Origin of the sequence: Marinobacterium lutimaris (genome assembly GCF_900108065.1) — a bacterium.
GTDB lineage: Bacteria > Pseudomonadota > Gammaproteobacteria > Pseudomonadales > Balneatricaceae > Marinobacterium_D > Marinobacterium_D lutimaris.
The window spans coordinates 1,565,885-1,579,547 of record NZ_FNVQ01000001.1 but is presented as its reverse complement, the minus strand read 5'-3'; the positions used below and the strand labels follow the sequence as shown (position 1 = coordinate 1,579,547).

At 57.5% G+C, this 13,663-nt stretch carries 12 protein-coding genes; 11 read left to right on the top strand and 1 reads right to left on the bottom strand.

Translation table 11 applies throughout. The features are described from left to right. Positions 1–21 precede the first annotated feature (21 nt). The 8 genes from C4S72_RS07070 (at position 22) to C4S72_RS07030 (ending at position 10,601) form a co-directional block, all read left to right on the top strand. Positions 22–408, top strand: a complete 387-nt coding sequence (locus tag C4S72_RS07070; RefSeq protein WP_104002323.1) for a hypothetical protein — start codon at positions 22–24, stop codon at positions 406–408. Beyond that, the gene (locus C4S72_RS07065; RefSeq protein WP_104002322.1) at positions 408–758 is read left to right on the top strand and encodes a hypothetical protein; all 351 of its coding nucleotides are present in this window, start codon (positions 408–410) and stop codon (positions 756–758) included. The genes C4S72_RS07070 and C4S72_RS07065 overlap by 1 nt, the downstream gene beginning before the upstream one ends. Before the next feature lies 1 nt (position 759). Further along, positions 760–4,263 (top strand): hypothetical protein, encoded by a 3,504-nt coding sequence (locus C4S72_RS07060; protein WP_104002321.1) that lies wholly within the window; start codon positions 760–762, stop codon positions 4,261–4,263. After that, entirely contained in the window at positions 4,260–5,351 is a 1,092-nt protein-coding gene (locus C4S72_RS07055; protein WP_104002320.1) for an RCC1 domain-containing protein, read from the top strand. The genes C4S72_RS07060 and C4S72_RS07055 overlap by 4 nt, the downstream gene beginning before the upstream one ends. Continuing rightward, positions 5,352–5,921, top strand: coding sequence for a hypothetical protein (locus C4S72_RS07050; RefSeq protein WP_104002319.1), 570 nt, complete (start codon positions 5,352–5,354; stop codon positions 5,919–5,921). Positions 5,922–5,925: 4 nt separating this feature from the next. Beyond that, a complete protein-coding gene (locus C4S72_RS07045; RefSeq protein WP_104002318.1) occupies positions 5,926–8,130 on the top strand; it encodes a hypothetical protein in 2,205 nt (734 codons plus the stop codon). 819 nt (positions 8,131–8,949) lie between these two features. Further along, entirely contained in the window at positions 8,950–9,177 is a 228-nt protein-coding gene (locus C4S72_RS07035; protein WP_104002316.1) for a hypothetical protein, read from the top strand. 371 nt (positions 9,178–9,548) lie between these two features. Then, a complete protein-coding gene (locus C4S72_RS07030; protein WP_104002315.1) occupies positions 9,549–10,601 on the top strand; it encodes an ELM1/GtrOC1 family putative glycosyltransferase in 1,053 nt (350 codons plus the stop codon). 75 nt (positions 10,602–10,676) lie between these two features. Here the strand turns inward: C4S72_RS07030 and C4S72_RS07025 are convergent, their stop codons facing one another. After that, on the bottom strand, positions 10,677–11,333 hold the full coding sequence (locus tag C4S72_RS07025; RefSeq protein WP_104002314.1) for an HAD family hydrolase: 657 nt from the start codon (positions 11,331–11,333) through the stop codon (positions 10,677–10,679). 175 nt (positions 11,334–11,508) lie between these two features. Between C4S72_RS07025 and C4S72_RS07020 the strand changes: the two genes are divergently transcribed. The 3 genes from C4S72_RS07020 (at position 11,509) to stpA (ending at position 13,655) form a co-directional block, all read left to right on the top strand. After that, positions 11,509–11,826: an antibiotic biosynthesis monooxygenase family protein gene (locus C4S72_RS07020; protein ID WP_104002313.1), complete on the top strand. Its 318-nt coding sequence runs from the start codon at positions 11,509–11,511 to the stop codon at positions 11,824–11,826. Then, positions 11,823–12,314: a gamma-glutamylcyclotransferase gene (locus C4S72_RS07015; protein WP_104002312.1), complete on the top strand. Its 492-nt coding sequence runs from the start codon at positions 11,823–11,825 to the stop codon at positions 12,312–12,314. Before C4S72_RS07020 ends, C4S72_RS07015 begins: the two co-directional genes overlap by 4 nt. Positions 12,315–12,407: 93 nt before the next feature. Beyond that, positions 12,408–13,655, top strand: a complete 1,248-nt coding sequence (gene stpA, locus C4S72_RS07010; RefSeq protein WP_104002311.1) for a glucosylglycerol 3-phosphatase — start codon at positions 12,408–12,410, stop codon at positions 13,653–13,655. The last annotated feature ends 8 nt before the right edge of the window (positions 13,656–13,663 follow it).

Sequence of the window (13,663 nt, the reverse complement as noted above, 5' to 3'; positions counted from 1 at the left end):
TACCAAGACTATAGGCGCCCTATGACCATCAGCCTGGAAGGCATACCACTCCCCAAAGATCTGGAATGGCAGGACGAGTTCGATTGGAACCCGGTTCGCCAGGCCACCGATCGCTCATTGACCGGGAAGTTGATGATCGATGAAGCCATCAAGGTGGGCGGCCGTCCAATGACGCTGTTTGGCGGTGCCAATGCCTGCTGGGTACCTCGCTCAACGATCACCGCGCTATTCGCCCTGACAGAAACCCCCGGTTTAGAGATGACGCTGAGTTATCACGGCACCGATCACACCGTGATCTGGAATCGTGAAAACGGGCCGCCCATCGATGCGAACCAGGTCACTCGGATCATGAATCCAGGACCAAACCACAAGTATTACTTCACGCTGCGGCTCATGGAGGTGGCTTGATGCCCGAGAAATCGCCGATTGATCACATCATCGATCTGACGGGAAAGGTAGAAGCCCTGCAGCAGATCGTGCAAGGCGCTGAAGATGAGCGGACTAGAGGGCGATTGGTTCAGGAAGATCTAAGGAAGTGCCTGAACGAATTGACGCATCGCATGAACGCCATGCCGGATGCAGAGCACAAGGAACACCACGACTTCATCCAGACCCTGATCCGCGAATCAGAGCAGCGCCAACGAGTGCGCGCCGCGGTGCTGGAAAAGCTGGCAAGTGGCGGGGCATGGGCCGGCTTGGTCGGGATAGGAACCCTTGTTTGGTTCGGCGTTAAACAAAAACTCGGAATAGGCGACTGAAATGGCAATCCTAGACACCGACATAAAACTGATGGCCTCCGAGCGCCTGGCAGACACCGAGGACGGCGGCGGCATGATGAGTGCCGTTGTTATCGAGGACGGAGTGGTGAACAACCTATTCCCCGATATCAGTCGCCTCGATCGCACATACGGCCGTGTGAACCTGCGCAAGGCATTTGCAGCCGTCCGCACAGCCAACCAGGACATGTACTACGGCAGCCACGCGATCCTGACCGACGCACCGGATGACCCCAGGGTTTCGGTCGTCATGTTCACCACTGGCAGCTACACCGACGAGCGCACCCAGGCGCAGGACCGCATCGAGAGCTACGTGGTGCGCGGCCCCGAGTCGCCCTACGTGCTGCTGGGGGATCAGCTGGAAGGCCAGCGCATGCTGCGCCTGTACAGCCGCCTGGACGCGAAACTGCCTGAAGTGGGGCAGGTTTACCTGCTGCGCGAAGAAGACAGTAGCGGCGATCTTACCGGAAACGAGCAGTATGTCCGCATCGATAGCATCGAGCACGGCGAGCAGGAGTTTGAGGACAACGCCGGCGTCTTCACCCGCCGCGTTTATACCCTGGAGATCGGCACACCGCTGCTTTACACCTTCCCAGGTCCACAAACCGCATCACGCTACAGCGCCCACGGCAGCCCGACGCTGCTGCGCTCCACCCAGGTGGCCGATGCATCGCGCTATTACGGCATTGTTAAGCTGCAAGAGGCGATCGCCCCCGGTGACATGACAGTGAAGGCCGAAACCATCTATGGCCAGCTGGTCCCCAGCGCAACAGTAGAGAGCCCGGTTGTAGACGTTCAAGCCGGCGTGGATCGTGCCAACATTGTCGCGGCCGGGCCTGCTTATTCCGTCAGCGTGACCATCGCCAACAGCTCCGCAAGTTTTGGCCGCCCGGTGGTGCGCGGCAGCACCACTTTTGGAGACTACACCGATGACGGCGCCGGCGTTATGCGCGACTCCGGCGGCACCCAGCGCGGCCTGATCGACTACGAAACCGGCCTGATTACTGGCCTGAGCATCACCGGAACCCGCACCTTTACAGCCACGCCGGCCGTGGCGATCTACGATACGGCGCTGACCGGCAGCACGCTGATTGAGCTGGCAAATCGCGGTTACAACTATGTAAAAACCCTGAGCCCGATTCCGGCACCGGGAACCCTGTTTGTGGACTACATGGTCGACGGCGAATGGTACCGCATGCAGGACGGCGGACAGGGCGTCCTTGTGGATGAATACGGCGGCACCGGCACCATCAACTACGCCACAGGATCAGTGGTGGCCACCTTGGGCGGATTGCCCGATGTGCCGAGCCGGGTAATCTATAGCTGGACCACCCCGGTACATTACGAGATCCGCACCACCGACCCAGACAGCGAAATGCCGTACCTTGTGTTTACGGTCGCCCAGGGAGAGATCCTGCCCAATTCGCTGACGCTGACCTATGACGTGGATGGCACCACAAAAACCATCACCGATGACGGCGCAGGAAACCTGCAGGGCGACGGCACCGGGCGCGTCATTTATGGCATTGGCGAGGTTGGCCTGCAGCCTTCAGTAGTGCCGGATTCCGGAGCCATCCTGCAGATCAGCTACGACACCGGCGGCTCTGAGCAGGAAACCGTCAGCCACTCCATCAGCGGCAATGACGCCTCGTTTACCGTCGCCAACGCGCCGATCAAGGTAGGCACGTTTGTGGCAGAGTTCGATACCACCTACACCACCGACACAACGGCGCTGGAAGGCATAGCGGGAACCCGCGCGGATGACACGGGCAGCAGCAGCGCTCGCGTCACTGATAACGGCAACGGCACATTAAGCAACGGCGGCACCATCAACTACGCCACCGGCGCAGTGACCATGCCAGTGACCTGGATCGAGTACATCGAACGCGCTGGCTGGGTGTATCCAGAGGGCGGCTATGATGAGCGCGACCTGCCGCGAACCTTCACCCTGAACGGCAGCATCGCCGTCCGCTACACCCAGGATTCAGTCACACCAACTGCGCAGAGCGAAAGCGCTGCCATCCCGAATATCTCTGTGAACCTGACACCGAGCACCACTCGGCAGATCGTGCCTGGCAGCCTGGAGTTTGTGTGGAACGGCCTGACGATCATCGACCGCGAAGGCACCCTTTATGCTGGATGGAATCGCCAGACCGGGGCCGCCACGGCCATGGGATCAATCAACTACGCCACAGGCGTGGCCCAGTTCGACAGCTACCAGGGCGGCGGAAGTAACGCCATCACCATCAAAACGCTGCTGACCAAGATGGGCGCATGGTTGGCCTACGATCTTTATTTCCGCACGCCAGGCGCACCGCTGAGGCCTGCCAGCTTCTACCTTCGCGCCACCCGCATCGATGGCGTGGTCGTTACCGGAACACCGGACGGACAGGGCGTGATCAGCAACGCCGATATGAGCGGATCCATCGACTACGAAACTGGCGTTGTCGATGTTCGATTCGGGCAATTCGTGCTCGATAGTGCACTGACCGCCGCGCAGAAATCCCAGCTTTGGTACGACGCAAACGATATCGAGGAAGACGGCACCATCTGGGTACCGGCGCCGGTGGATCCCGGCACTATGAAGTTCAACGCCGTTGTTTACAGCAACATGCCGCTCGACGCCTCGATCCTTGGGCTCGATCCAGTGCGCCTGCCCATTGACGGCCGTGTGCCGATCATTAGGTCTGGCATGGTCGTCGTCATACACAGCACGAAAACCGAAACCCTGAGCAACCCGCTGGCCGCCAACGATACCGAAACACTGGCCTTCGACAAGTTAGCGAGCTGCGTCCTGGAGGACCAGACCGGGGCGCTGGTAGACGGCGCACTCTATACCGTCAACCGCGAAACAGGCGCTGTCACCATGGCAGATCCGCTGGATCTTTCCGGTTACACGCAACCGCTGGTGGCTCGGTACCGCATCGAGGACATGGCCCTGGTCAATGAGGCCCAGATCAACGGCCAGTTGAGTCTGGTTGGCGCGATCGGCCGCGCCTACGAGCCGGCGGATACCTGGATCAGCTCTGCGCTGATTTTTGGCGACCTAGGCAGCCGAGTGCACCACATGTTTAGTCAGGCAACCTGGACGGGTACATGGTCCGATGCGCGGATCGGCAGCACCACAACCGCCCAATACAACGACCTGCTCTACCCGATCCAGGTGGACAACCAGAACGCGATCCGCGAGCGCTGGGCGATCATCTTCACCGGATCGACCACCTTCAATGTAGTTGGTGAAACCAGCGGCCAGATCGCCACCGGCAACACCGGCACCGACTGCGCTCCGGTTAACCCGGTGACAGGGGCGCCGTATTTCACAATCCTGGCGGCCGGATGGGGCTCTGGATGGGCAACCAACTACGTGATGCGCTTCAACACCGACGCCGCCCACGCGCCGATCTGGATAGCGCGAACCACGGTCAGCGGCACACCAACAACCGAGGATGACAGCTTTAAGCTGCAGATCAGGGGGGATGCGGGATGAGTTATTACGATGATAAGCACATAGGGTCCATATCTGGAGGGGGAAACCACTCAATAGCTCTACATACCGATGGTACGGCCACAGCCTTTGGGCAGAATAACTATGGCCAGACGACTGGAGCGGCAACGCTGTCAAACGTAATCCAAGTGTCATGTGGCAACTACCATACGCTTGCTTTGTACGCTGACGGAACAATGACCGCATTTGGCTATAACGCATCAGGGCAAGTATCCCCAGCCGCGTCATTAACCGACGTGGTGCAGATTGCTGGTGGTGGCGATCATTCACTTGCATTGCATTCTGATGGAACCGTTACCGCCTTTGGTTCTGATAACCTCGGCCAAGTATCAGGCGCAGCAGCGCTAACTGATGTTGTGCAGGTTGCGGGGGGCTTTTGGAACCACTCAATGGCTTTGCATTCAGACGGAACCGTTACTGGTTTTGGGTATGACCAGTACAGTAAAGTTTCTGGCGCTGCCGCATTGACAGATGTGGTGCAGATTGAATGCGGCTATGGATTTACGGCAGCGCTCCACTCAGACGGAACGGTTACGGCATTTGGTCAGGATAATACCGGGCAGGTAACAGGTGCCGGCGGATTAACGGATGTGGTCCAGATTTCGTGCGGTTATTACCACCTTCTGGCTTTGCATTCTGACGGAACGGTAACAGCCATAGGTCTGTCAGCAGCCCTTACAAATATCGCAAACGCATTGACGGGGGTGGTGCAGGTGGCTGGAGGAGGGGCACACTCACTAGCCCTACATACCGATGGTACGGTTACAGCCTTTGGTAGTGATACCTATGGACAAGTATCAGGAGCCGCAGCTTTAACCGACGTGGACACAGAACCAACTTATGACATGGTTGGCGTCACAGCGCTCACTGACGGAACGCCAGTACAGGCTACGCTAAGAGCCTACCACGCCGATACAGGCTCAAAGGTGTGGGAAACAACCAGCTCCCCGGTCGATGGCACCTATTCATTCAGGCTTCCGCGCCGCTGGAACGCCTACGTCATGGCGATCTACGACAACGGCTACCAACCCCAAGTCCACGGACCGATAGCGCCGCCGCCGGAGGTTTAAATGCTCTACCGCAGCACTGAATTAAAAGTGGTGGTAGCGCAAGCCCGCCTCGGATTGATGGACGCAGACGCCAACCCGGCCGCCTTGCTGTTTTACTCCGGCGGACAGCCGGACGAAGGCCGAGCGATCGATGCCATTCCAGCCCACGCGGTCAGTACCGCTTACACCACCGGCGACTACGTGACCGCTGGCCTGCATTACTACCGCGCCGAAAACGACGGCACCAGCGCCGGTACCGGGCCCACCTGGCCGACCACCGGCGAAACCGTTACAGATAACGACATCACCTGGCAGGACATGGGCGAGATCCCGGCACTGCTCGGCACTCTGGCACTGGATCAGCCGGCCGGTACCGTAGATGCAGATGGCAGGCTGACGCTGGTCGCAACCGTCACTCAATTTGTGACCGCCGGCGGAACTGCCGCCTGGGCCAGACTGGAGAACGGCGCCGGAACCTGGATCTACCAGGGCGACTGCGACCTGACCGGCAGCGGCGCCTTTGTTGAGCTGAACACCCTGGAACTTGTCCAGGGTGGACCTTTGCGCCCCGATTCGCTGACGATCGAGTAACGGCATGGCCGAGCACTACTACCCGCCAGACCCGGCCGCGCTGGATTTCAGCTTTAGCGACGGATACACGCCGCCGGTCTGGAATGCGGCCGAGGTAGCGTTTGACTACGCACCGCCCGACGCGGGCGCTATCAACTTCGCGTTTGAGGATGGCTACACCCCGCCGCAGTGGGATGACGTCCGCTTTGGTGGGGTTTCAAGCCTCCCAGAAATCGGCATTGCCCTGGCCGTAACAGAGCCGGCAGAAACGGTGCTGTTCCAGATCACGGCAGACGCACCGGCAACCGCCTCAATGGCCGTCAGCGAGCCCGCTGAAGCCGTTAGCCTGCAGCTGACGTTTATCGTCCCGATCGATGCGACCATAAACATCAACCAGGCCGAAACCGTCAGCTTTAGCGCCGCCTGGGGCGACCCGGTACCGACGGCCGCACTATCTGCCGATATCAAAACCCTGCCCTGGTCGAAGGCCACACAGCCAGAGGCAGAGCTTAACGCCAGCTTCACCGCATCGGACAAGATAGACACGATGACCGGCAGCGCGTGGGCAGAGGGCGAGCACCGCGATGCCGGAACGGCCGTCCCCATCAACATGATGCCGGTCGTTGAACGGGAACAGGGGCAGCCATGGGGCGATTTTGATACCTGGGCAGACAGCGACACCGAGCTGCCCGAAAACTACCCGCTGCCCACCGATATCAACAAGGGCCTGCCGTGGGCAGATTTTGAAGACCATATCGATCGGTACCAGCTGCCGGCCTGGCTCATTCCGCCGGCAGTGGATCGCGGAAGCCATTACCGCTGGTTCAGCACCGCTTTATTTTTCGACCCGGAAGTTGTAGCCGATGAAGGCGGCGAGGATATCACCTACACGCCGCCGCTCTGGAACGCTGTCAATTTCACGCCTGCAGGTTACCCGAACTACATCCCGCCAGACGCTGGGGCAATCAACTTCGGTGAGATTGTCGAAGTGGTAGAGCCAGAGCGCACCGTTGGGATTAGGCCGGCAGATCCAGGCGTCGCCATCCCTCATGAAATATCACCGACCGCAGATACAAGCCGAACCGTGCCATGGGGCGCCGGAAGCTGGACCCGACCGCTGCCAGATTACATTGCAGAGCCGGGATGGAACGCAGAGCCAGGTGAAACTGCAGATCGGCCCGTTCAGCCCACGATCAGAGAGGTCTATATATTTATGCCGAGCATCACACTCTACCGCACCCCGGACGGCACCGAGATCGAGGCCACCAACGTCACCTGGTCCACCGATACCGACTCCTGGGGCTGGCGCTTCAACGCAACACTAGCCGACCCTTCACAGAAGGCACTGCTCAAGGCGGACAGCAATGGCCCTAGAGAGATTGCCTGCGAGATCAATGGGCATACGTTCACTGGCATGGTACGGGGCTGCGCACCGACGCGAGACTTTGCCAACGGCGAAACCGTTACGATCCGAGGTGTGAGCCTATCTGGCTGGCTGTCAGATCCTCATGCCCCGGCCCGCAGCAAGTTGATCACTGCACCTTACACAGCCAGCCAGCTGGCTGAATTGGAGCTGCAGAACACAGGATGGACGTTGGACTGGCAGGCACAGGACTGGCTTATTCCGGCTGGTGCCTACAGCTACGAGACACTGACCCCGATCGGCGCAATCAAACGCCTTGCCGAAAGTATTGGCGCATTCGTCATGAGCGACCCGGCTAGCAAAACACTGATCGTCAAATCGCGCCACCCCGTAAGCCCGCATCTTTGGAGCAATGCTGGTACCCAGCTCGATGCGATCTTACCCGCTGACCTGGTTCAGCAGATCAGTAGTGACAACACCAGCCGCCCGGCTTACAACCGCGCTATCGTTGCCGGTGGCATCAATGGCGGGGTAATTGTCACCGTCACCCGCGACGGTACCGCTGGCGATGTGCTGGCGCCCCAGATCACGGATAACCTGATTACTCACCAAAACGCCGGCTATGAACGCGGCCGCGTAGAAATCGGCAAAGGTGGCGTCTGGGAAACCATGAATCTAACCACCTGGCTCACCCAGCAAGGCGAGGCCCCCGGCCTGATACTGCCTGGCTACCTGGTAGAGCTGCAGGACACCGCCGAAACCTACCCAGTCCAGATTACTGGCACCAGTATCAGCGCACAGAGCAGTGAAGATGAGCTGATAGTCCGGCAGACGCTGACAGCGGAAAGGAGTGTGACCAATGCCTAACATCTGGACCCAGTTCAAAAGCCTGATACCGGAAGACGTAACGCTAGTGGCTACAGTAAGCAGCACTGACGGTACTACCAGCACAGTAGAGCTACTGTCTGGCGATATGCTGGCAGTGCGAGGTACCGGTACCGTAGGCGGCAAGGTTTACGTACGAGGAGGGGAGATAATCCAGGAAGCTGGTACGTTAACTCAATACAATATGATCCTTTATTAAGTAGATAACCACTGACTTAATATTAAATAGTGTTATTAAATAGTTATTAGGCAGTATTAATTCTACACTTATTAATAGATAGCCAGCAGCAGTAAGATACACACAAAGCGTTTATTTGATTACACCAAATGTAAGCTAAGTCGTGGCCACGTTAATTCGTTAATTATGTAATGAGTTAAATCGTTAAATCGTTAAATCGTTAAATCGTTAAAGGAAACGCTATCTGTGAGCTATCTATGTGTAAAACTGTACTGTCAGGACAAAGACTTACGTAAGTAATAACTGACTGTAGTTTGTGTCGACAGGACAATCTACAGTGTAGGGAGGTATGTTGGGCATTCTACAACATGCCATCTATTGATTACTGCTGGGCTCTAACGCTTTTTAGATTTTTCTAACGGTGACAAAAATCCTGCAAAATATAATTTTTCGCAAAAAGTTGTTGCGATTTTAAAATGTCGCTCTATGATTGGCTTTGTCGGTTATATACAGCAGTTCGGATGTGACGACAAAAGGAAGGGGGAGCAGCTGGGGGATTCCGCCCCCCAGCGCTCATGAACAACCAATCACATAGCCAGTTACATAGCAGGAGGGGTTGCCCGATGGGTAGTCTAACACAGAGGATTCGAGATCGTCAGAAGGCTGTCACCGCAGGGATAGCGTTCGATGAAATCCGCCGCTTAGCCGTCACCGGTCAGATACATGCCAGCGCGCTGTCGAATGAGGATTTGATAAAGTCTGCTTCGACCGAAGAGCTGGTGTTCGCGCTCGACAGTATCTATCGCCAGTTCAACGGAATTGTTCAAGAAATCGAAGCGTCAGGACTCTGAAGGGGTGGGCGCCGCTGGCGCCCTTTCTTGTGTCTGGAGTGGCAGCCTGGTGTAGCGCTATCTGTGACAAATCCTCACACGTCGGTTGCTGACACATGTAGACAAAATGACGACAGCCGAACACCTGAAATCCTCAGTCTGATCAGGCGCTTAATTTTTTGTCCTTGCAACACTGGCAGTGTTGAGGTCAGCGGTTCGATCCCGCTAGGCTCCACCAATTCCTCCTAAGATTAAATACCTGATCGTTTGATATCGATGACGGCCGTCGCTTTGTCTCGTGTGGATTTTAGCTGTAGTCAAACTGTCACCCTCCCTTAAGTTAACTCTAATGTTTCTTGTCTAGCCTTGCCTTCAACTTAGGAGGTAAGTCGATGACTAACGCGCAAATCTGGGTACTTTACGATGGCAAGGCGGGTCACCTGAGCCAGTCTCAGGGGTTGGCGCAACGGCTGGCTAATCGAACCGGAGCAGAGGTGAGGACGATCAAAGCCTATCCCCGGTCCGGACTATTGCGGCTGTTGGCGGTGTGGCTCTGTCGTCTGGGAATGATCTCACCGCGCCTGCTTCTTAGCTTCTATCGCTGTGAGCTGCCTCAGGGAATGCCGCAACAGATTCTATCCTTTGGCGGAAAAATCGTTCCGCTGAATGTCGCGCTGGCGTCGCTGTATCACTGTGACAATATTCTTATCGGTAATCGGTATGGAATCCCGGCCAGGTTGTTTTCCGTGCTCGTGACCGCCAGGGATGAAGGTTTGCCGAATCAGGTGGCCACTCGTGTTCCTTTCAGCTGTGCAGGTCAGGGAAAGAGTGCAGATGATGTTCGCAGAGCCGACTATCTCAGGAGTGCTTCACGCCCGCTTTGGTTACTGCTGATAGGTGGAGAGGGGTCGGGGTTCTGTTACCAGGATCAGGACTGGCAGCGGCTGAAAGCGGCAATGATCGATCTGGCCGAAAAGTACGATATCCGCTGGTTGGTTAGCAACTCGCGTCGCACCCCTGCAGCGGGGACCGCCCTGTTATCCGATGCTGAGCTGCGCGCTTATTGCCATGATGTTATCGATTATCAGGAATCGAGAGCTGGTCTTGGCGCTTATCTTAAGGGGGCGGAGCGCATATTCGTCACCGCCGACAGTCTCAGTATGCTGACCGAGGCAGTAGCGCAAAACCGAGCCTTGCCTGTAGTCGGGCTAAGGCCTGAGAAGGTCACTCTCAAGGATGGTGTGCATCGCCAGACACTGCAGCACTACGTGGATGCGAACTGGCTGCAGTTCTGCGATATCGCCGCCATGGCGCAGTTTGTACCCGCGCGCCCGGAGATTCTCGCAACCTACGATCAGGTGCTGGAGGCGGCGACCAGCCAGGTTGTTGCGGGGCTTTCGCGTCCGCCGAAAGCAGCGCTGGAATACCTGCCGCGCAGTTACTGAGCAGGCCGCGTTACGGGCCGCATCTGGGCGTGGGTCAGCAACAGTTGGCTCACGCCCAATCATCTATTCAGGCGTTTATGCCAGCCTTGCCAATAGCCACTGATGCGCCTCGTTCAGGCTGTCCACGACTGCTGTCGCGGCAGAAAAATCGTGGCTGTCCGATAGCGGGCTGCGAATTGCGATGACTTCGAGGCCGGCGGCGCGTGCGGCGATAATTCCGGTTTCCGTATCCTCTACGGCGACACTGTTCTCTGCAGACTGTCCCATCAGGTCCAGTGCTTTGAGGTAGCTGTCCGGGTGTGGCTTGTTGCGTTCCACATCGTCGCCGCTGACCACCTGCTCAAAAATAGAGCTCCAGCCATGGCCGCGAATAGACGCTTCAACGCAATCGCGCTGGGAGCCGCTCACCAGGGCGAGCCGGGTACGCTGAGCCAGAGAGTTAAGGGTGTCGGAGGCGCCGGCTATCTGCGGAAAACAGTTGCTGCTGAGGAACTCTCTGTTGGCGCTGTTTTTGGCGGCCGAGATGTTTTCTACGCTGGTATCCAGGCGATAGCGCTCGATCAGCTCTGCCGCACTCTGCTCCATCGGCACACCCAGCATCTTTTCCCAGTAATCCTCATCGCTGATCATCACACCATAGGGCGCCATCACTTCACGCCAGAGCTGCATGTGGATCGCTTCAGAATCGACCAGGGTGCCGTCATGGTCGAATAACACCGCGTTGAACTTCATCGTACCTCCATACCGGGTTTGGATTGGCGAGTCTAACACGCAGACCGCAGGTTGCAGATCGCTATACTCAGCTATAGAGATGACAAGCTGAGGAGTCAGTAGCAGTGCCAGAACGAGCGCCGCTAAAAGCGGCAATGACAGGGCGTTAATGACAGGGAGTTAAGGAGGAAAACAGGTGAAATATATCTTCCAGGTCAGAATCAAACCGGGCTATTCCGCTGAGCAGTATGCAGATGCCTGGGTACGGGCCAGTCAGTTGATTCAGCGGGCCCCGGGGGCACTGGGAACTGAGCTGCATCGCAAGATTGGCGATCCGGATAGGTTGATCGCCATCGCCCACTGGAATAGCAAGGCGGAGCGTGATGCGATGGAGGCAAAGCCGAGTCAGCAGGTCAAAGAGATTATTCTCAGCGCCGCCCCGTTTGTAGAGATCGAAACCCTGGGCGAGTTCGAAGAACCCGAATGGGTGGTGATGCCCGGGGAGGGCGGATGATCTACTTTGCCTATGGTTCCAATATGTCGTTACTGAGGCTGAGGGAGCGTGCGCCGGATGCACAGCGAATCGCTACCTGTGCGCTGCTCGAGCACGACCTGCGCTTTCACAAGATAAGCCCCGATGGCTCAGCCAAGTGTGACAGTTTCTATACCGGTAATCGCGACGATCGGGTGCTGGGCGCGATCTACGAGCTGGGTACGGCGTCGGAACGTGAGCTGGACAGGGTTGAGGGGCTGGGACGGGGCTACGATAAAAAGTCTGTCAACGTGGTGGATGTGCTCGGTCGTGAATATACCGCTTTTACCTACTACGCCACGTTGATCGACCCCCGTTTGCTGCCGTACGGCTGGTACCTCCAGCATGTGTTGGTGGGCGCAAAAGAACTGGGTCTGCCGCAAAGCTACCTGCAGCGGATCGAGGCGGCAGGGTTTGTTGACGATCCCGACCTTGAGCGTGAGGCTCGTCAGCGTGCTTTGTATCTCTGAGTGGAACTTGGTGTTCAGGTGCTCGGTTGACTGATCGGCGCAGAGCCGCAACCATGTTGGGTCTCCCTAGGTCAGGAAAGGTCACCTTGGACGATGCCCATATCACTGCATGAAGCCCGCTACTCGCTCGATCACGCCACGCTGCTCGATACCCTGTCTGATTGTGAAAACCTGCTCATCATCCAGGATCTGGATGGCGTCTGTATGGGGCTGGTCAGTGATCCTCTGACACGTCAGATTGAGCGCCGTTACGTTGAGGCGGGCAAGCTGATGGATGGGCATTTTTTCGTGCTGACCAATGGTGAGCATATCGGCTCGCGAGGTGTGAACGATATCGTCGAGCGCGCCTTCGATGCGCCGGAAGAGGCGTTTGAACGTGGGTTGTATCTGCCAGGCCTCGCCGGCGGCGGTGTGCAGCTGCAGGGTTCATCGGGGCGCGTGAGCCACCCCGGTGTTAGTGATGCAGAGCTCGGGTTTCTGGCGCAGGTGCCGCAATGGGGACGGGAGTTTCTCGCTGAAAGCCTCGGACGAGCGCCGTTTTCTCTCAGTGGTGAGACGCTCTCTGCACTGGTAGAGGCCTGCGTGCTCGATAACCGCGTCTCGCCAACGCTGAATATCAACGTGCTCTACCACCATTTTCGTCAGCGACCGGAGCTGTATACGCGGATTCAGAGGCTTGCTGTCCATTTCAGTGAAGGGTTGTTGCAGAAGGCTGTAACCGCCGGTCTCGAAGATTCCTTCTTCATCCACTATGCACCCAATCTCGGTCGGGTTGACGGTCACGAACAGCCGCGCATCAGTGATGGTTCCGATGCCGGTACCACCGATTTTCAGTTCATGCTGCAGGGGGCGGTAAAAGAGGTGGGTGTACTCGTGCTGCTGAACCACTATTATTACCGCCGCACCGGCGAGTATCCCCTTGGAGAGCACTTTAATGCCCGTGAGGCGCCGGCGGATATCGATCAGCTGCTGGCGTTGGCGCAGAGCCACTTTGACCCGGCCGAGATGCCGCGTATCGTCGCTGTCGGCGATACGGTCACCTCGCACAGGCGTGCCGAGAGCGGTTATCAGCGCGGCGGCAGCGACCGCGGTTTCCTGACCCTGGTGCAGGCACTGGGAGAAAGCTTTGCTACCGATAACGCCTGCGTGTTTATCGATAGCAGCGGTGGTGAAGTGGTGCGCCCCGGGGTCGACATAGACCGGCTCGCTAGCGATGTTTGTGCAGCGCTGAGTGGAATTACCGATCCTGAAGATGAGCTGCGACTGAATTTTTTGTTCACCCGCGGTCATAGCGAATATGTGAATTTCTTCTGCGAGCTGGCGTCGCGCCGGGCGCAGTGAGATCGGGC